Source organism: Komagataeibacter melaceti (assembly GCF_003403295.1).
GTDB classification, from domain to species: Bacteria; Pseudomonadota; Alphaproteobacteria; order Acetobacterales; family Acetobacteraceae; genus Komagataeibacter; species Komagataeibacter melaceti.
The window spans coordinates 1-19,228 of the sequence record NZ_QUWV01000151.1; the positions used below are offsets into that span (position 1 = coordinate 1).

Sequence of the window (19,228 nt, forward strand, 5' to 3'; positions counted from 1 at the left end):
GCGCGCGTGTGCGTGACATGCTGCCAGCGGACTGCACCGTTACCTTCAAGCCCTGTGGCGGGTCGATGGCCAGCACCCTGCCCGATGGGGTGCGGGCTGCGCGGACGAAGGCGTGGATCAGTTCAGGTGACTTGACGCCCGGCGCGGATTCCACACCTGACGAGACATCCACCGCGCGCGCACCGCTCTGCCTTGTGGCGGTCTGGACGTTATCGGGGGTCAGGCCGCCCGCCAGCAGCCATGGCGCGGGGGCCTGCCACCCGGCGGTCAGGGTCCAGTCAAATGCACGGGCATTGCCGCCGGGGCGGTCGGACCCGGCGGGTGCGCGGGATTCAATCACCATCGCATCCACACCACAGCCCGTGGGCAGGTCGGCACGGCTGTCGATGCCGCTGGCCAGCCAGACCGGCAGGCCAAAATGTTCACGAACCGCCACGGCGCGCGATGCGTCATCATAGATCTGAATGCCATCAAGCGGCACATGGTCCAGCACATGCCGGATCTCATCATCGCTTGGGCGCACAAACAGGCCGATACGCCGTGGGCCGTCCCCGGGCATGCCACGGACAAGCCTGCCTGCCACTTCCGCCGTTACATGGCGGGGCGAGCGGGCAAAGAACACGAACCCGACCCAGTCGGCACCCGCGGCACAGGCGGCATCCAGCCCGGCTTCATCACGCAGGCCGCATATCTTGACCCTGACCGGCATGGACCTGCCTCCGTCCCGGCTCAGGCTGACAGTTCGGCCGCGATTGCCCGCGCAGCAGCAGCGGGGTCGGGCGCGCGGGTGATGGGACGCCCCACCACAATCCAGTCAGCCCCCGCCGCGCGGGCCTGCGCCGGGGTCATGACACGCTTCTGGTCGCCCACCGCGCTGCCTGCCGGACGGATGCCGGGCACGACAAGCACCGGCTTTTCGCCCAATGCCTGCCGCAGCGGCGCGATCTCGTGCGAGGAACAGATCAGCCCGTCAGCCCCAGCCCCCACGGCCAGCCGCCCCAGACGCACCACCTGTTCTGCCACGCTGCCTTCAACCCCGGTTTCATGCAGGGCCTCGGCATCCATGCTGGTCAGCACGGTCACGGCCAGCAGCAGGGGGCGCGCACCTGCGGGGAAAGTCTCGTCCACCGCCGCGCGGGCAGCGGCGATCATCGCCCGCCCGCCAGAGGCATGGATGGTCAGCATGGCGGGCCGCAGCGCGGCCAGGCTGCCAATGGCAGACGCGACAGTGTTGGGAATGTCATGCAGCTTCAGGTCAAGGAATAGCGGCGCATCGCCCGCTGCCTCACGCACGGCGTCCAGCCCCCGGGCATAGGTGAACTCAAGCCCCAGCTTGACCGCCCCGGCGGCCCCCATGGTCTCGTGCCGCCAGCGCGCGGCCTGCGCCGTATCCTTGGTATCGAGGGCAACAATCAGGCGGGTGGACCGTCCACGCATTGGCGGTAACTCCGGGCAGGCTACGGATGTAACGAAAAAACAGGGAAAGATCAGCCAGCAGGCCGTTCGGACGGCGGCGGCGCATCCGGTGTGGCCGGGGCTTCGGGCATGACCGTAACCGGTGCGGGGGCCACGGGCGCAGGCGCGGGCACCGGCGTATTACCCGCTGCATAAGCCTTAAGCATGGGGGAATCCGGCGGGGCCGATGTCAGGCCGGGCGCGCGGGCAGGACCGGCCTCATCCACGGGCATGCGGGCGCGCAGGGTGCGCAGTTCCTGCTCGGCCCGGCGGGCGCGGCGCATCTGGCGCAGCACCACGATCCATGCACTGGCCGACCCGGTGGCATAGAACAGCGCGCCCACCAGCAGCGCCAGCACGCCGGGCGATGACGTCCATTTCCATTCCAGCCATGAAAGTTCCACCGGCGCCTGATTGCAGGCGGCGAAAATGATCAGCGCCACGATCACGGGCAGGGTAATGACAAGACGTATCATGATCCTGCTTCCCTACACGCCAACAACCGCGACCTGCAAGGAAATCAATTCACCGCAGGGGGCGCTTGATCGTGCGCCACAGCCGTGGTTGCCTGCGTTATGGGGCCACGGGCGGCCCGTGCGACCGCAACGGGAGCAGGACATATGGGCAAGGTTGTCATTTTTCGTACCACCGCGCGCCGTGATGAATCCTGGGCGGTGGTGGCCAGCGCCGGGCGCGAGACACGCATTGCCAGCATCTATCCCACCCGCGCCGCAGCGGAGGCCGACTGCGAATGGCGCAGCAGGCAGGTTGCCGCCTATCGCGGCTTTCTGGAACGCAACGGCATACCCATGCCCCATTACAGCATCCGCCCCTACCGGCGGGCGGACCTGCCGCGCACGTGGCGGCCACTGCCCGCGCTGGGGTTCCTGCATGGACAGTGCTGAAAATACGGATGTGTTGCTTTTGGTCCCGTGACAGGCAAAATCGCGCACCGGCCGCCGATTGCAAACGGAGTTTCCATGACCGACACGCCTTCCGCCCTTTCTCCCGTTCTGGAACAGGCGGACAAAGCCCTGGACGCCGCGCTTGAGCGGCTGTTCGCGTTCCTGCGTATACCCAGCATTTCCACCCAGCCCGAACATGCGGTCGATTGCCGGTGCGCCGCCCAGTGGCTGCGTGATGAACTGGACAGCCTCGGCTTTGACGCCCGGCTGTGCGAGACACCGGGCCACCCCATCGTGGTCGCCCATGACCGCACGCCTCCCGCCGGCCCGCATGTGCTGTTCTACGGCCATTATGACGTGCAGCCCGTCGATCCGCTGTCGCTATGGAAAACCGGGCCGTTCGAGCCGGTTCTGGTCACGGGCAAGGATGGCGTCAAACGCATCGTCGCGCGCGGGGCGTCGGACGACAAGGGACAGGTCATGACCTTCATCGAAGCCCTGCGCGCCATCCGCGCAACGCAGGGTACGCTGCCGGTGCGTGTCTCGCTGCTGATTGAGGGCGAGGAGGAATGTGGCGGTCCCAACCTCCTGCCCTTCATGGATGCGCATAGTGATGAACTGCGCGCCGATGTCGGGCTGATCTGTGATACCGCGATGCTGCCCGGCGTGCCAGCCGTCACCACCATGCTGCGCGGCATGGTGGGCGAGGAAATCCACCTGCGCTGCGCCGACCGTGACCTGCATTCGGGCATTTACGGCAATGCCGCGCGCAACCCGGTGGAACTGCTATGTCAGGCGCTGGCCTCCATCCGTGACCCACAGAGCGGCCGCGTGACGCTGCCGGGCTTTTACGCGGGCGTGCAGGACCCGCCCGAGGCGCTGCGCGCGCGCTGGGCCGAGATCGCCCCCGATGACGCCACCTTCCTCGGTGAGGTCGGGCTTTCGGTCGCGGCGGGCGAGAAAGGCTACACCGCCATCGAGCAGACATGGTGCCGCCCCAGTTTCGAGATCAACGGCATCTCGGGCGGTTACGCCGATGAGGGTTTCAAGACCGTCCTGCCCGGCGAGGCCGTGGCGAAGGTCTCGTTCCGGCTGGTGGCGGGGCAGGACCCCATCCGCATCCGGCAGGCTTTCTGCGCGCGTGTGCGTGACATGCTGCCAGCGGACTGCACCGTTACCTTCAAGCCCTGTGGCGGGTCGATGGCCAGCACCCTGCCCGATGGCACTTTCGGCCTCAGACCCACCCTTGCCGCACTGGGGGCGGAATGGGGCACGCCTGCGGTGACCATAGGCTGCGGCGGCTCGATCCCGGTCGTGGCCGACATGCGGCGCGTGCTGGGCATGTCCGCGCTGCTGGTGGGGTTTGCGCTGGATGATGATCGCGCCCATTCCCCCAATGAGAAATATGACCTGACCTCCTTTCACAAGGGCATCCGGTCATGGGTCCGCATCCTGCACGCCATGGCGGCGTCCCATGCCTGAAGCCACGCGCCCGCTGGCCCTGACCATGGGCGACCCCGCCGGGATCGGGCCGGAAATCACGGCGGGCGCGTGGCGGGCCCTGCGCCATGGCGGGGAGCCTTTCGCGGTGATCGGGGATGCGCAGATCATTCACCAGCATGACGTGCCCGTGCGCGAGATCGAGACCATCGCGCAGGCCGCCGGTGTGTTCGACCGCGCGGTGCCCGTGCTGCCGGTCACGCTGGACATCCCGCCCCGCCCCGGCCAGCCAGACAGCCGCAATGCCGGGGCCATTACCGCCAGCATCGCACGCGCGGTGGAACTGGCGCGCACCGGGCAGGCGGCGGGCGTGGTGACATGCCCCATAAGCAAGATCGTGCTGAAGAAGGCGGGCTTCGCCTATCCCGGCCATACGGAATACCTCGCCGCCCTGTGCAACATGCCGGGGCACGAGGTGATGATGCTGGCCTGCCCGGAACTGCGCGTGGTGCCGATCACCATCCATGTCGGCCTGCGCCGCGCGCTTGATGAACTCGACAGCACCCGCATCATCGCCGCCACGCGCACCACCTATGCCGCCCTGCGGCGGGATTTTGGCATTACCACCCCGCGCATCGCCATGGCCGGGCTGAACCCCCATGCGGGCGAAGGCGGCACCATGGGCACGGAGGAGCAGACCATCATCCAGCCCGCCATTGACGCCCTGCGCGCGGATGGCATGGATGTGAGCGGCCCCTGGCCGCCCGACACCATGTTTACCCCCGCCGCCCGGGCACGTTACGATGTAGCGATGTGCATGTATCACGATCAGGCGCTGATCCCGCTCAAGACCATCGACATGACGCAGGGCGTCAATGCCACGCTGGGTCTGCCGATCATCCGCACGTCACCCGACCACGGCACCGCGTTCGACATTGCGGGCCGGGGCATGGCCGATCCGTCCAGCCTTGTCGCCGCGCTGCGCATGGCCACGCGGATGGCCGAACACAGGAACAGGCCATGAGCGCACCCTCACCCGCCCCGATCCGGCTGGGCGTGAATATCGACCATGTCGCCACGGTGCGTAACGCGCGTGGCGGCACCCATCCCGATCCTGTCCGCGCCGCCCTGCTGGCGCAGGATGTGGGGGCTGATGGCATTACCGCCCACCTGCGCGAGGACCGCCGCCATATCCGTGACGCCGACCTCGAGCGCCTGCGTGCCGAACTGGCGATTCCGCTGAACATGGAAATGGCCGCGACGGAGGAAATGACCGCCATCGCCACCCGCCTGCGCCCGCATGCGTGCTGCCTGGTGCCCGAGCGGCGGCAGGAAGTCACGACCGAGGGCGGGCTGGACGTATGCGGGCAGGCGCAGGCCCTTGCCCCGCGGATCGCCCGCATGCGTGATGCAGGGATTCGTGTCTCGCTCTTCATCGACCCCGACGCCGCGCAGATCGAAACGGCGGCGCGCCTGGGTGCGGCGGTTGTAGAACTGCATACCGGCGCCTATGCCGATGCGGCGGACGAGACGGCCCGCGCCATTGAACTGGGCCGCCTGACCACGGGTGCCGCCCATGCCGCGCGGTGCGGGCTGGAGGTCCATGCGGGCCATGGGCTGACCTATGCCAATGTCGCCCCGGTCGCAGCGCTACCGCAGGTGATGGAACTCAATATCGGGCATTTCCTGATCGGGCAGGCCATCTTTGACGGCCTGCCCGCCGTGATCCGCCACATGAAGGCGCTGATGGCGGCAGCGCGCGGCTGACGTGCCCGGCGGCGGTCAGGAACCGCCGGTGCCCCCCACGGTCAGGCCGGTCATTTTCAGGGTCGGCTGGCCCACCCCCACCGGCACGCCCTGCCCGGCCTTGCCGCAGGTGCCGATGCCGGGGTCAAGCGCGGGCTCGGCCCCGATCATGGTGACGCGGGTCATGGCGTCCGCGCCATTACCGATCAGGGTTGCGCCGCGCACGGGCGTGGTGACGCGGCCATCCTCGATCAGGTAGGCCTCGGACGCCGCAAACACGAATTTGCCCGAAGTGATGTCCACCTGCCCGCCACCGAAATTGACCGCGTACAGCCCGCGTTTCGTGCTGCGGATCATGTCCTCGGTCGTGGCGTCACCGCCCAGCATGATGGTGTTGGTCATGCGCGGCATGGGCGCGTGGGCATAGGACTGCCTGCGCCCGTTGCCCGTGGGTGCCACACCCATCAGCCGGGCGTTGAGACGGTCCTGTATGTAGCCGGTCAGGATGCCGTCCTCGATCATGACGGTGCGGCCGGTGGGCGTGCCCTCATCATCAACGGTCAGGCTGCCACGCCGTTCGGGCAGGGAGCCATCATCCACCACCGTCACACCGGGCGCGGCCACACGCTTGCCCATGAGACCGGCGAAAGCCGACGTGCCCTTGCGGTTGAAATCACCTTCCAGCCCATGGCCTACGGCTTCATGCAGCAGGATGCCGGGCCAGCCCGCGCCAAGCACGACCTCCATCTCGCCCGCCGGGGCGGGGCGGGCGTCCAGGTTGACCAGCGCCATGCGCAGCGCCTCGTCCACCGCGCCCTTCCACACATCGGGAGCCAGCAGGCGGGTATAGGAATAACGGCCACCCAGCCCGTGGCCACCGCTTTCGCGCCGTCCGTCCTGTTCCACCACCACCGACACGTTCATGCGCACAAGCGGGCGGATGTCGGCCACACGCTGCCCGTCGGGCCGCATGATCTGCACAGCCTGCCATTCCGCCGAGAGGGAGGCCATGACCTGCACCACGCGCGCGTCACGCGCGCGGGCATAGGCATCCAGTTCCGACAGCATGGCCGCGCGGGTGGCGAACGCCCCCTCCGCCAGCGGGTTGATGTCGGGGTAGAGGTGGTGGTTGGTCGCGCGCGGCCCCGCCGCCAGCGTGCCGGTACGGCCCGACCGGATCTGGGTCACGGTCTCGGCAGCGCGGCGGATCGCGCTTTCACTGATTTCATCGGAGTGGGCGAAACCGGTTTCCGCCTCCAGCACGGCGCGCAGGCCAAAGCCGGAGGATGTGTCGAACGTGGCCGAGCGGATCACGCCCTCATCAAGGGCAATGGCCTCGCTTTCCCGGTATTCGAGGAACAGTTCCCCGTCATCCATCCCTTCGAGCGCCTGCTGGACCAGGCGTTCGGCATCCGGTCGGCCAAGGCGGGCCCCGGCGCGTTCAAAAAACAGGGCATCGGTTGCGGCCAGCGGGGAAAGCCCCTGAAGGGAGGATGGCATGAAACGGAAACTCCGGTTGGCGGAACGAAAGGAAATGAACGCTCAGGCCGCGCGGGCCGGGAGGGGCCAGACAGCATAGCCCGATTTACCCCTATGGGAAAGTTGGGGTGCGCTCATGACAGGTGCCATGCGGGAAAATGAACTTCCTTTCATTTGGGCTGTTTCCCTTTGTGATAGGGTTGAAAGGCTGAACAGTGTACAAAGATCGGATTTCCATTGTCCGGAGAAATGGCGTCTCGTGAGAATTTCCCTTCTGTGTGGTTCAAATCTGTCCCGGTTCATTCCCCAAAAGGCCGGGGTACTTGTCGTCGGCCTTCTGTATGCGGGCACACCCGCGCTGGGGCAGACAGAAACGGAATCCGTCACGTCACAGGCGCGCCCCGCGCAATCTCCGGCTGCCATCCCTTCCGCGCCCTCCACCGGCACGGAACGGACGGCAGCAACACCACCCGCGCCGGAACAGCCGGGCGGCACGGCAGCCGGACCGGCGGCACCGGCAACGGGACAACCCGATTCGGTGCCCACGCCTGAACCGCTTTCAGGGAGCGGAAACATGCCGCCTGCGCCCCAGGCCCCGATTCCGGCGACACCTCCGGCCCAGACGCCCGGCCCCGAAGTTTCGGGAACGGCTGCCCCTGCCCCGCAGGACGGGACGGCCGCGCATGAAAACGCGGCACCTGCCGCCGCGTCCACGCCCGCACCGACGCCAGCACCAGCACCCGTTAGTGCCGCGCCTGCACAGGCACCCACGCCTGCCCCTGCGGCCCCGGCAACCGCGACGCCGCCTGCCAACGTAGCGCCCGCGCCCGACAATGCGCCGCCTGCCACCGCCAGCACGCCCGCACCGCAGACACCGCAGACACCGCAGACACCGCAGACACCGCAGACACCGGCGCAGGAGAGAGGGGCCGCGTCAAGCGGTACCACGCCCATTCCCCCTGCCGATGCGCTGTCCTCCGTCGCGGGTCTGCCTGCGGCCCTGACACAGGACCTGCGGCCGCCGTCGATCGTGCTGGACGGGCTGTTCCAGGCCATTGGCGAGGCCCATATCTATACCGACGCCAAGACCGCCGCGGACGCCATACCCGACGAAGCCCCGGCCGACCTGCTGGCGGAGTACAAGCTGGCCCGGCTGCGGCCGGACTTCTCGCTCAAGGATTTCGTGGCGCAGCACTTCACGCTGCCCGAACGCAAGACCGTATCCTACCAACGCAGCCCCGATGAGAACGTGCGCGACTACATAAGCGGCATGTGGGAAGTACTGAGCCGCCCGCCCGATACGCAGGTGGCCTATTCCTCGCTTCTGGCGCTACCTTATACCTATGTCGTGCCCGGCGGGCGGTTCAGTGAGCTGTATTACTGGGACAGCTACTTCACCATGATCGGGCTGTACGAAAACCAGAAGATCGACCTCATGCGCGACATGGTGCGCGACATGGCCTCGATGATCGACCGGTACGGCCATATCCCCAACGGCAGCCGGACCTATTACCTCAGCCGGTCGCAGGTGCCGTTCTTCTCGCTCATGGTTGACCTTCTGGCCATGCATGACGGACAGGTGGCGTACCTCACCTTCCTGCCGGAACTCCAGGCGGAATATGATTACTGGATGGACGGGCAGGACTCCGTGCCACCGGGGGGTGCCTACCGCCATGTGGTGCGCATGCCTGACGGCACGCTCATGAACCGCCACTGGGATGACCGCGACACCCCGCGTGACGAGAGCTACCCGCAGGACATCGCCACCGCCGCACATTCCGACCGCCCGAAGGAGGAGGTCTATCGCGACCTGCGCGCGGGGTCGGAAACGGGGTGGGATTTCTCCTCGCGCTGGCTGGCCGATGGCCGCACCCTGTCCACCATCCACACGACCGAACTGCTGACGGTGGAACTCAACAGCCTGATCCCGCACCTGCAGCAGACACTGGCCCACGCCTATGACCTGAAGGGCGACAAGGAAAATGCCGCCCGCTATGCCCGCATGGCGCAGGAGCGCATCGACGCGCTGCACCGTTTCCTGTGGGATGAGCGGCGCGCCGCCTTCATCGACTATGACTGGAAGAAGGGGGAATCCACCTCCATCCTGTCCGGGGCGACAGTCATGCCGCTGTTCCTGCAGATGGCCACGCCCGAACAGGCCAAGGCGGTAGCGGAAACCGTGCGCAAGAACCTGCTCAAGGTGGGTGGCCTGATCGCGACCGAACGGACCAGCGGGCAGCAGTGGGATGCACCCAATGGCTGGGCGCCGCTGCAATGGATGGCGGTCAAGGGTTTCAACCAGTACGGCTATGACGCGCTGGCCAGTGACATCGCGGCGCGCTGGATGGGCCGCGTGATCGGCACCTATGAAAAATCCGGCGTGCTGCTGGAAAAATACGATGTGGTCAATCCCTATATCAGCCCCAAGGGCGGCAAGGGCGGCGGGGAATACCCGATGCAGATCGGCTTTGGCTGGACCAATGGCACGCTGCTGGGCCTCATGAACCGTTACCCGCAGAATACGCGCGTGGTGCTTGACCGGAACCCGGCGGCTGACCAGCCCTCCCCCGAGCCGCTGCCGCCCATGAATGCCTACAATGTGCAGAGCGACGCCGAGACACTGAGCCGCTACAGCCAGCCTGCCGTGACACTCACCCCGCCGCCGGTGGCCCCGACCCCGACGCTGCCGCAGATGTCCACCGTGGGAGCCAGCGCGCCCTCATCACCCAACATGGTGCCACCCACGCCGCAGGTCCCATCGCAGTCGCAGACCCAGGCCGCACCGGCCAGTGGGGGTGAACCGCAGCCCGCGCATGATGGCCAGAGTGGGGACAGCCACGGTCAGGAAACACAGGGGAACCAAACGCAGGGTGCGCAAACCCAGGCCACACAGCCTGCTCCCGCACCGGCATCAACGCCCGCGCCCCAGTCCCCTCCCGCGACGAACCCGCCAGCTTCCAGCCCGAGCGATACGGCCCCGGCGAACAGTCCGGCGACCTCCCCTGCCGCCCCACCGCCAGCAGCAGATGCAGCCCCGGTGGCTCCCGCCACACCAGCGCCAGAAGCCACGCCCGCACCGGACGGGGCATCGGCCACGCCTGCCCCCTCCACCGCGCCAGAGCCGCAGGCTACGCCATCGCATGATGGGGCTGCGGCATCCCCGGCAGCGGCACCGGAAGGGACCACGACAGGTGACCAGCCTGCGGAAACGGGCAAACCGGCAACGGGTGCAACGGGTGCAACGGGTGCAACGGGTGCAACGGGTGCAACGGGTGCCCCTGCGCCGGATTCGAAATAAGTAAAGGGAAGAATCACTTCTCCCCTTTCCATCAACCCGTCATGCCTTGGGTGCGTAACAAATAGTATCCTTATGTACTATTTGTTCGCACCCTGCTTTTTTCTGGCCCGCAGGTGGTAGGAAATCATCTGCACAAACTGGAAAAGTACTTTCCGGCCCATTTTGCTTTCGCCCGCCTGACGGGAACGGAAAACAAACGGCAGTTCTATGATCCGGGGCGCGGTTTTCTGGACCATCAGCATATCGAGCAGTATCTTGAACCCCGTTCCCGACAGTTCATGGACGGATCTGACAAACAGATCGCGGCGGACGGCAAAGAAACCGCTCATCGGGTCGGTGATCCGGACAGGCAGGAAATACTGCGCAATCCGTATGCCCGCATTTGACAGCAGCAGCCGCCACGCATTGGCCAGCCCGCTGTTATCACCACCTTCGACATGCCTGCTGCCAACGGCAACATCATAGCCCTGCGTGCTTATGGCATCGGCCATCTGCTCCAGCAGGCTTTCATCATGCTGCATGTCCCCATCCATCACCGCGACAATCGGGGCGGATGAGGACAGGATGCCCTCGATCACGGCGGAGGACAGGCCCCGCCGGTCAATGCGCACGATCCCGCGCACACGGCTGTCGGCCCGGGCCAGACGCCAGACTTCCTCAATCGTGCCATCGGGCGAATTGTCATCGACGAAGATGAGTTCCCAGTCATACCGCGTAACCGCCGCGGCAACCGCGCGGACCAGCGGTTCGACATTCCCGCGCTCATTATAGCATGGAATGATGATACTGAGCTGTGGCCCCGGCCGGGGCGCGCACCGGGCATGCATGTCATTATGCGCGGGCGCGGCGGCAACTTGCATGATCAGTCAAAGTCCCGGGATGTCACGAAACGTGAGGAGGAAAATGCGGGGGTGACCCTGTGGGCCATGTGCGGCCCGTGAAGCAACCTGAAATAAAACATTTCATCCCCCATCGCAACCTGATGGCCGGGACATGCCCTGAACAGAAACAGGCCGGCCACCTTATGGTGACCGGCCTGCAAAACTGGTCGGAGTGAGAGGATTCGAACCTCCGGCCCCTGCGTCCCGAACACAGTGCTCTACCAGGCTGAGCTACACTCCGTTGCAGGCGGCTATACAAGCCCATGCCTTTTTACGCAAGGGGATAGATGAAAAGATTTACAGCGTCGCGACCCTGTCCCGCGCGCCGGGCTGCACCGGCAGGGCCGCAAGCGCGGCCATCAGGGCCGGGACATCGGGCACCACCGTAAACAGGTCACGCACCGTGGCGGCAGCAAAACCATCGGTAATGCAGGACTCGATCATGGCCAGGAGTGCATCCGCCCAGCCTGCGATGTTGACGATGTAGATCGGCTTGTCATGCTGGCGCAGCTGCCGCCAGGTCATGATCTCGATGGTCTCGTCAAACGTGCCCAGCCCGCCCGGCATGACCACGAATGCGTCGGATGCGGCAAACATCAGCGCCTTGCGCTCATGCATGGTCTCGGTCACGGTCAGGTCCGTCACCCCTTCATGCATGATCTCACGACTATGCAGGAAGGAAGGGATGACCCCCGTGACCGCGCCGCCTGCGGCCAGCGTGGCGTCCGCCACGGCCCCCATCAGCCCGACATGGCCCCCGCCATAGACCAGTCGCAGCCCGGCCTGCCCCAGCGCCGTACCCAGCGCGCGTGCCTGCGCTGCGTATTCCGGTCGCGCCCCGAAACGCGAACCACAAAAAACGGCCACGGATGAAATCTGCATCTATCCAGCTCAGCTCCCACAAAATGTCAGTCCGCGCGCCCGTGCAGGCTCAGCGCGGCAGGAATTTCAGTACAATGGTCGCACCCACACCGGCCAGCGTAAACAGGGCCGAGACAAGAAACAGCGCGCTATATCCCATTGTCTGGATCACCAGCCCCAGCAACGGCCCGGACAGCCCCACCGCGATATCAAGGAAAACGGAAAAGGCCCCCAGCGCGGCCCCCCGGTTTTCCGGCCCCACGCGCGTCACCGCCAGCACGCCCATGGCGGGAAAGACCAGCGAGAACCCCGCCCCGGTCAGTGCCGCCCCGATGGCCGCGCCCGCCACGGTATGGCACTGCCACAGCACCACCAGCCCCAGCGTCTCCACCAGCAGCGACACGAGTGCGACGGACTGGCCGCCCCGGCGGTCGATCTGGCGAGCGAACAGGAACCGCACCAGACAGAACATGATCCCGAACCCGGTCAGGGCCACGGCCGCGCCGTCCCAGTGGTTATTGGCGTAGAACAGCGCAAGACAGGCGGAAATCGTGCCGAACCCGACCGAACCACAGGCCAGCACAAGTCCATGGGGCAGCACCCGCATAAACACGGCGCGGAAGGACATGGGCGGCCCGCTGCTGGGCACAGGCGGCACAGGCTCGTACTGCCGCGCCAGCACGAACCCGAACAGGGCCAGCGCGGCCGAAAGCACGCCCACCATGGTCAACCCGCCATAGGGCAACGGCAGGCCGGACAGGAGCTGCCCGACCGGCGCGCCCAGCGCGATCCCGCCATAGGATGTAATCCCGTTCCACGAGATGACCTGCGCCGTCCGTGCCGCGCCCACGCGCCCGATATTCCATATGATGGCGCCCGTCGCAGTCCAGCTTTCACCAATGCCCAGCAGGATACGGCTCAGGATCAGCAGCATGATGGACAGCATGGTGAAATGCAGCAGCACGCCCGCCAGCAGCAGCATCACGCCGGACAGGGTGCATATGACCAGTCCCTTGACCACGGTGGGCTTGGCCCCCATGCGATCCGTCTGGCGCCCTGCGCTAGCGCGTGAGGCGAAGGTGGCGAGGTACTGGATGGAAACGGCAAACCCCGCCAGTACCGTATTGTAGCCAAGCACCTCATGCACAAAAACCGGAATGACCGCCATCGGCAGGCCGATATCTATGTAACACAGGAGATTGAACAGTACGACGGACAGTATCCGCCGTGTATGAGACACCGATGAGGCCTGCGAGCCGGACATGATACGCGTAAACTCCACGATAGGATCGGTCGGCGCGGATAACAGCGGCCCGGACCGGCGGACAGAATGGCTTCGGAATGAAATAACAGTACGGATTACTCAAAGAACTGCAAAATCCTGACGCCAGCATCAACTCCCGCACCCTGCCCCTGTTGCATGGCATCAGGGCATGTTCGGTATGATTACAGAGGATGGACACCCCATGACGCAATCCCCCACGCCGGATGCAGGCGGATATGTGACCGTTTCCACCCGTACCGCCTATGAAAACCCATGGACCCGCGTGAGGGAGGACATCATCATCCGCCCCAATGGCAGGCAGGGCCTGTACGGCGTGGTGGAACGTGGGGATTTTGTCGTGATCCTGCCGCTATGGGATGACGCTGGCGGGAAGGAACGGCGCGTGACCCTTATCCGCCAGTATCGCTACCCCGTGGGCAGGCGGATGTGGGAGCTGCCCATGGGCATGTGGGAACACCGCCCCGACGCGGCCCCCGAGGAGGTGGCGCGTGGCGAACTGCGTGAAGAAACCGGGCTTGTGGCCAGTAACATGCGCGATGCCGGGCTGCTGTATCAGGGGCCGGGCTTTACCACGCAGAAGGGGCGGGTCTTCCTAGCCACCGGGCTGAAACAGGGCCCGCACCAGCGTGAGGAAACGGAAGAGGACATCACGTGCCATACCGTGACACTGGCGGAAATGGAGGCGATGATCGTTGATGGCCGCATCACCTGCATGGTCACGATCGCGACATTCGGGCTGATCCGGGCGCGGGGATGGATCTGACCATTCCCGCGCCCCGGTCCCCTACCCCCTGCGCAGCGGCGTGAGGTAGCGCGCCAGATTTACGCGCAGCGGCATGAGGTAAGTGTTGCCTCCCGCCTGCGCCACCGCGTCCATCATCTGCCGGGCGAAGGCGATGTTCGCCTCCAGCGTCGGTTCGAAATCGGGGGGAAAAATGACGTGGTTTGTCGTTTCCCAATAGGAACGTGACTTGGGGCCGACCACGGGGGAGATGCCCCAGAACACGTTTTCCCCATGCAGCCAGTTCATGCACATATCCAGCATGCGCATGTCAAAGACAGGCTGGGTGAACAGGCCGGCCGCACCCGCGTCCTTCTTGCGCGCGATGGCTTCCATCTCCAGGTACGGCGCGCGGCGATAGGGGTCGAACGCGGCATATACCGTCAGATGCGGTGCCTCACGCCGGTAGCGGGTAATGATGCTCTCGGTCGTGTTGGGATAGGTCCGGTGCTTCAGGTCCGATGGCGGGTCCCCCTGCACCACCAGCACCTCGCGCAGGCCCTCGTCCTCCGCCCCCGGCAGAGGCGCATCGGGGGGGATGTCGATTGCGCGTATATGCGGCACCACGCGGGGGAAGATGGGGCGGATCAGGGCCGCCGCCTCCCAGCTCCGCAGGGGGAAACGCAGCAGATCGGGAATATTGATCATCTGCGCATCGGGAAATACCTCACTGACCTCACGTGCGTCGTGCATCAGCGTTTCACGGTCACGCGGGATCAGTTCTACAGAAGTCAGGGTCATTCTTCTTTCCTGTGCACGCAGGCAGCGCGTTCAGCGCACCCGTGCTTCCACAATCATGCGTGCGGCATCAAGGGTGTTACGGAGCAGGCAGGCGATCGTCATGGGGCCGACGCCACCGGGTACGGGGGTGATCATGCCCGCACGCTGCACGGCTTCGTCAAATTTCACGTCCCCGACCAGCCGCGTCTTGCCCGAAGGCAGCGTGATACGGGAAATGCCGACATCAATGACCGTGGCACCCGGCTTGATCCAGTCGCCCCGCACCAGTTCACGCACGCCGGTCGCCACCACCACGATATCCGCCTGCCGCGCAAGGGCCGCCGTATCGCGCGTGTCAATATGCGCCACGGTTACGGTGCAGCCCTCCTGCAGCAGCAGTTCCGCCATGGGGCGGCCGACAAGGTTGGACGCGCCGATAACCAGCGCGTCCTTGCCGCGCATGTCACCCACGTAATGGCGCAGCAGCAGCAGACAGCCCAGCGGGGTGCAGGGCACAAGGCCCGGCAGGCCCAGCGCCAGCCGCCCGGCATTGACCACGCCCAGCCCGTCCACGTCCTTTTCCGGGGCGATGGCGTTGGTGACCGCGACCGGGTCCAGCCCGGCGGGCAGCGGAAGCTGGACAAGGATGCCATGGATTTCGGGGTCCACGTTCAGGCGCGCGATCAGCCCCAGCAGTTCATCCTGCGATGTGGTGGCGGGCAGCATGTGCATGAACGAGCGCATGCCCGCGCGGTGGGTCTGGAGCGCCTTGTTGCGCACATAGACCTCGCTGGCCGGGTCATTGCCCACCAGCACCACGGCAAGGCCGGGGGTGATGTGATGGCGGTCGTAGAAAGACTGCACATCGGCGGCGATGTCCTGTGTCAGGCGGGAGGCGAATCCCTTGCCGTCAATCAGGCGCGCGCGGGATGGTTCCTGCGTGTCGGGCATTGCTGGGCCGGTCATCATCCCTCCGGAAACAAACGTGACGATGCGAGCAGATAAGGCAAGAAACAGCCCCGCCACAATCATCGCAGCCCGTTTTTTTGGGCGAAACGGCAAAAAATCCGTCCCATACGCCAGGGAATACAAAAAAGGGCCGGCGCAGCGATGCACCGGCCCCGAAAGCCGTGGGTTCATGCCCGCCGGGTTTTACTGGTCGTCGTCATCGCCCGGGGCGGCGTCGCCATCATCCGTATTGGGGCTGACCGCCACGAAAACGCTCTGCCCGTTGCGCACCACCCGCAGCAGCACGGAATGGTTGGCCTGCAGGGCCTGCCGGATGGCGGAAACCGTGGCGCGCGGGTTCTCGACCGGCACCTCGCCCACCGCCTGAATGACATCGCCCGCGTGAATGCCCGCCTGCTCGGCCGGGGAGCCGGGCTGCACGTCACTCACGACCACGCCACGCACGCCATCTTCCAGCCCGAGCTGCTGGCGCAGGTCGGGCGTAAGGGGCGCAAGGGTCACGCCCAGACGGGGGCCCTTGTCCGCATCATGCGGGGCATCGCCCACCGTGCTGTCAGCCGTGCCGCCCTTGCCCAGGCTGGCAATGGTGATGCTGGCCGTCTGGGGCTTGTTGTTGCGCAGGTAGGATACGGTTGTCTTGGTGCCCGGCACGATGGACGCGACCTTGACCGCCAGCGTGTGCGGATTGTCGATGGACTGGCCGTTGAGCGCCGTCACCACGTCACCCGCCTTCAGCCCGGCCTTTTCCGCCGGGCTGCCTGCGCTGACGCTGGCCACCAGCGCCCCGGTAGCCGGTGCGCCGGAGGCGGACGGCTTCATACCCAGCGCACTGGCCATGGACGGGGTGATCGCCTGCGCCGTAACCCCAAGGTAGCCGCGCGTGACGTGGCCGGTCTTTTCAAGCTGGTCGACAACGTTCTTCACGGTATCGGACGGAATGGCGAAGCCGATCCCGATCGACCCGCCCGATGGTGACAGGATGGCGGTGTTCACCCCCACGACCTTGCCGTCCTGCGTAAACAGCGGGCCACCGGAATTGCCCCGGTTGATGGGCGCATCGACCTGAATGAAGGAATCATAGGGCCCATCACCAATATCGCGCCCACGGGCGGAGACGATACCGGCCGTTACCGTGCCGCCAAGGCCATACGGGTTGCCAACGGCCACGACCCACTCACCCGGTTCGACCCGGTCGGAATCACCCAGTTCGATAAAGCGCAGCTTGCCCGAAGGGGTGACCTTGAGCAGGGCGATGTCGGTCTTGGAGTCGCGCCCGACAATCCGCGCGGGCAGCGCCGTGCCGTCATCGAGGGTGACGGTCACCTTGCTTGCGCCCTTGACCACATGGTTGTTGGTCACGACGTAGCCATCAGCCGAGATGATGAAGCCCGAACCACGTGCCTCCACCGTCTGGTGGCCCTGCTGCGGCATCATCTGGAACGGAAAGGGGAACGGGAAGCCGCCGGGCATGCCGCCGCCGCCACCTTCCTCGCTCATGTCAGGGTCCTTGATGCGCGCCGTGATGGAGACAACCGCCGGTTTGACCTGCTTTACGAGATTGACGAAATTCGGCAGCTGCTGGATCTGCGTATCAGGGCGGATGACCCCGCTGTCATCGGCCCGGGCGGGCATGGCGGCGGACAGGCAGCCCCCCGCGACCGTGCCGGCCACCAGGGAAGCCAGCAGATGGCTACGAAACCGGCGCAAGGAAATGGTGTTCGACCGTAATACGTCTGACATGATACCCCTGAACATGATGGTCCTGCTGCAATCTCGGAACAACGGGCGGGACTGGCCGCCAACGCTTACAGTCCCATTGCCAGCATTGTGCCGCAAGTAGGCCAGCCCGTCCCATACCGTTGCATGACAAATAGGTTAGGCGCGCAGGTGGCGGAAAAAATCCCGTAGCAGCGCCCCCGCCTCACGCTCCCGCACGCCGCCCACGACCTCGGGCCGGTGCAGGCAGCGCGGATGGGAAAATACACGCGGGCCATGCTCCACGCCGCCGCCCTTGGGGTCATAGGCGCCGAACACGATACGCCCGAGCCGGAAATGCGTGGCTGCCGCCGCGCACATCGGGCATGGCTCCAGCGTGACATACAGCACGCACCCGCCAAGGCGCTCACCGCCAAGCTGGTGGACCGCCGCGCGCATCACCTGCATTTCCGCATGTGCGGAGGGATCGCGCCATTCCTCCACCCGGTTGCCCGCGCGCGCCAGCAGCACGCCGCCGGGACCGGACAGAGCAGCACCCACCGGCACTTCCCCACGCCCGGCGGCAGCACGTGCCTCCGCCATGGCGATATCCATGAACTGACCCGGCAACAGGGATGCGCGCATCATCTCCCCCCGATCGTGACGGCCCACGCGGGCCATTCCGTCACCCATGCCATGCCGTACCTGTTCCACGGTATTTTTTGACCGTCAGGCGCAACCGGGAGCGCGCGCCAACCGTTTCAGGAACGTGACATGCCGCGACAGGAGTCGCGGGCATGCCCATCAGGCAGACAGACACAGGGCGGTGCTTTTCTGGGTTCCGCAATACCTGCCCGGACCGCAGCCGACCCACACGCTTGGGGGTAAGGTCATGCATATGCTTACACTGATTCTGGCCACCGCCGCCATTGTTGCGGGAATGGCGACAGCAGACGACCGAAGCAGCCGCTACGCACAGCCGGGCGAACCCTGTGCGCTGACATGCATGCTGGCCTTCCATTCGCGCTAGGCGGATCAGGGCATGGGCAGTTCGTTCACCGTCACGATACGCCAGCCTTCGGGCAGGCGTTCGATCACGCTGAGCGAAAGGTTCTGGATCGAGAAATGCAGCGCGGTTTCCGCATGAATCCGCAGGGCATGCGCCAGGGCGGCGCGAATGGCCCCGCCATGGCTGACCACGATCATGTCCTGCCCCGCATGTTCGCTGGCCAGCCGGTCAAGGCACGCCCCCACCCGGGCGCAGACCTGCACCATGCTTTCCCCCTGCGGCGGCAGTTCCGTCGCCCCCACGGACCAGAACGGATGGGCGGGCAGGCTCAGCCTTTCGGGCAGGCTGTCATGGGTAATGCCGTGCCACTGCCCCATGGACTGTTCGATAAAGCCCGGCTCGATCCGCCAGTCCCGCTGGCCGTACCCGGCTTCCTGGATGGCGCGGGCTGTCTGGTGCGTGCGGCGCAGGGGTGATGTGAACCACAGCGCCTGACGGGGCAGCCGGTGCGCCAGTGATTCATACATCCGGCGCTGGGCTACCAGACTGTCAGGGCACAGGGGCACATCCATCGTGCCATACAGGTGCATGCGGGCATTCTGTTCCACCAGGGCATGGCGGATAAGCCAGAAGCGGGTAATCCCTGACTGCAGTTGCGGGGTATCGAGAAAATTGCCGTGATTGCTCTGGGTTGTCACTCGCGA

General features: G+C 65.9%; 18 protein-coding genes, 1 tRNA gene and 1 pseudogene. 7 read left to right on the forward strand and 13 right to left on the reverse strand.

Going from position 1 to position 19,228, the window contains the following annotated elements:
• Positions 1–91 precede the first annotated feature (91 nt).
• The 3 genes and pseudogenes from DY926_RS14550 to DY926_RS14560 all read right to left on the reverse strand — a co-directional run.
• A pseudogene (locus DY926_RS14550) lies at positions 92–709 on the reverse strand (phosphoribosylanthranilate isomerase); the annotation flags it as partial.
• Positions 710–729: 20 nt separating this feature from the next.
• Positions 730–1,437 carry an orotidine-5'-phosphate decarboxylase gene (gene pyrF, locus DY926_RS14555; protein WP_116704029.1) on the reverse strand — a complete coding sequence of 236 codons (708 nt, stop codon included), beginning with the start codon at positions 1,435–1,437 and terminating at the stop codon, positions 730–732.
• Positions 1,438–1,487: 50 nt separating this feature from the next.
• Positions 1,488–1,931, reverse strand: a complete 444-nt coding sequence (locus DY926_RS14560; RefSeq protein WP_116704030.1) for a LapA family protein — start codon at positions 1,929–1,931, stop codon at positions 1,488–1,490.
• Positions 1,932–2,075: 144 nt separating this feature from the next.
• Here DY926_RS14560 and DY926_RS14565 point away from each other — a divergent pair, with 144 nt between their 5' ends.
• The 4 genes from DY926_RS14565 to DY926_RS14580 all read left to right on the forward strand — a co-directional run bounded on the left by DY926_RS14565 (position 2,076) and on the right by DY926_RS14580 (position 5,567).
• Entirely contained in the window at positions 2,076–2,360 is a 285-nt protein-coding gene (locus DY926_RS14565) for a hypothetical protein (protein WP_116704031.1), read from the forward strand.
• Positions 2,361–2,435: 75 nt separating this feature from the next.
• Entirely contained in the window at positions 2,436–3,842 is a 1,407-nt protein-coding gene (locus DY926_RS14570) for a M20/M25/M40 family metallo-hydrolase (RefSeq protein ID WP_116704032.1), read from the forward strand.
• Complete coding sequence (gene pdxA / locus DY926_RS14575) at positions 3,835–4,824, forward strand: 4-hydroxythreonine-4-phosphate dehydrogenase PdxA (RefSeq protein WP_116704033.1); 990 nt, start codon at positions 3,835–3,837, stop codon at positions 4,822–4,824. The genes DY926_RS14570 and pdxA overlap by 8 nt, the downstream gene beginning before the upstream one ends.
• On the forward strand, positions 4,821–5,567 hold the full coding sequence (locus DY926_RS14580) for a pyridoxine 5'-phosphate synthase (protein WP_116704034.1): 747 nt from the start codon (positions 4,821–4,823) through the stop codon (positions 5,565–5,567). The genes pdxA and DY926_RS14580 overlap by 4 nt, the downstream gene beginning before the upstream one ends.
• 15 nt (positions 5,568–5,582) lie before the next feature.
• Here DY926_RS14580 and tldD read toward each other — a convergent pair whose 3' ends face one another.
• Positions 5,583–7,046: a metalloprotease TldD gene (tldD, locus tag DY926_RS14585; protein WP_116704035.1), complete on the reverse strand. Its 1,464-nt coding sequence runs from the start codon at positions 7,044–7,046 to the stop codon at positions 5,583–5,585.
• Positions 7,047–7,161: 115 nt separating this feature from the next.
• On the opposite strand from tldD, the gene treF reads away from it, so the two are divergent.
• Positions 7,162–10,323, forward strand: a complete 3,162-nt coding sequence (gene treF, locus DY926_RS18140) for an alpha,alpha-trehalase TreF (RefSeq protein ID WP_456305934.1) — start codon at positions 7,162–7,164, stop codon at positions 10,321–10,323.
• A gap of 77 nt (positions 10,324–10,400) precedes the next feature.
• On the opposite strand, the gene DY926_RS14595 is transcribed toward treF, so the two are convergent.
• The 4 genes from DY926_RS14595 to DY926_RS14615 form a co-directional block, all read right to left on the reverse strand.
• Positions 10,401–11,183 carry a polyprenol monophosphomannose synthase gene (locus DY926_RS14595; RefSeq protein ID WP_116704036.1) on the reverse strand — a complete coding sequence of 261 codons (783 nt, stop codon included), beginning with the start codon at positions 11,181–11,183 and terminating at the stop codon, positions 10,401–10,403.
• Between the two features lie 185 nt (positions 11,184–11,368).
• Positions 11,369–11,445, reverse strand: a tRNA-Pro gene (locus DY926_RS14605).
• Between the two features lie 56 nt (positions 11,446–11,501).
• Complete coding sequence (locus DY926_RS14610) at positions 11,502–12,086, reverse strand: LOG family protein (RefSeq protein WP_116704038.1); 585 nt, start codon at positions 12,084–12,086, stop codon at positions 11,502–11,504.
• Positions 12,087–12,135: 49 nt separating this feature from the next.
• A complete protein-coding gene (locus DY926_RS14615; protein ID WP_116704076.1) occupies positions 12,136–13,329 on the reverse strand; it encodes an MFS transporter in 1,194 nt (397 codons plus the stop codon).
• A gap of 202 nt (positions 13,330–13,531) precedes the next feature.
• On the opposite strand from DY926_RS14615, the gene DY926_RS14620 reads away from it, so the two are divergent.
• Positions 13,532–14,113, forward strand: coding sequence for an NUDIX domain-containing protein (locus DY926_RS14620; protein WP_116704077.1), 582 nt, complete (start codon positions 13,532–13,534; stop codon positions 14,111–14,113).
• Between the two features lie 21 nt (positions 14,114–14,134).
• Here the strand turns inward: DY926_RS14620 and DY926_RS14625 are convergent, their stop codons facing one another.
• From DY926_RS14625 to DY926_RS14640, 4 genes are all read right to left on the reverse strand, one after another.
• Positions 14,135–14,872, reverse strand: a complete 738-nt coding sequence (locus tag DY926_RS14625) for a methylenetetrahydrofolate reductase (RefSeq protein ID WP_116704039.1) — start codon at positions 14,870–14,872, stop codon at positions 14,135–14,137.
• 30 nt (positions 14,873–14,902) lie between these two features.
• Entirely contained in the window at positions 14,903–15,817 is a 915-nt protein-coding gene (gene folD, locus DY926_RS14630; RefSeq protein ID WP_408886074.1) for a bifunctional methylenetetrahydrofolate dehydrogenase/methenyltetrahydrofolate cyclohydrolase FolD, read from the reverse strand.
• Positions 15,818–16,003: 186 nt separating this feature from the next.
• A complete protein-coding gene (locus DY926_RS14635) occupies positions 16,004–17,575 on the reverse strand; it encodes a Do family serine endopeptidase (protein ID WP_116704041.1) in 1,572 nt (523 codons plus the stop codon).
• A 120-nt stretch (positions 17,576–17,695) separates the two neighbouring features.
• Positions 17,696–18,130 (reverse strand): nucleoside deaminase, encoded by a 435-nt coding sequence (locus DY926_RS14640; protein WP_116704078.1) that lies wholly within the window; start codon positions 18,128–18,130, stop codon positions 17,696–17,698.
• A 283-nt stretch (positions 18,131–18,413) separates the two neighbouring features.
• Here DY926_RS14640 and DY926_RS18025 point away from each other — a divergent pair, with 283 nt between their 5' ends.
• Positions 18,414–18,545, forward strand: coding sequence for a hypothetical protein (locus tag DY926_RS18025; RefSeq protein WP_274541808.1), 132 nt, complete (start codon positions 18,414–18,416; stop codon positions 18,543–18,545).
• 5 nt (positions 18,546–18,550) lie between these two features.
• On the opposite strand, the gene DY926_RS14645 is transcribed toward DY926_RS18025, so the two are convergent.
• Positions 18,551–19,222: a histidine phosphatase family protein gene (locus DY926_RS14645; RefSeq protein WP_116704042.1), complete on the reverse strand. Its 672-nt coding sequence runs from the start codon at positions 19,220–19,222 to the stop codon at positions 18,551–18,553.
• Positions 19,223–19,228: the final 6 nt, after the last annotated feature.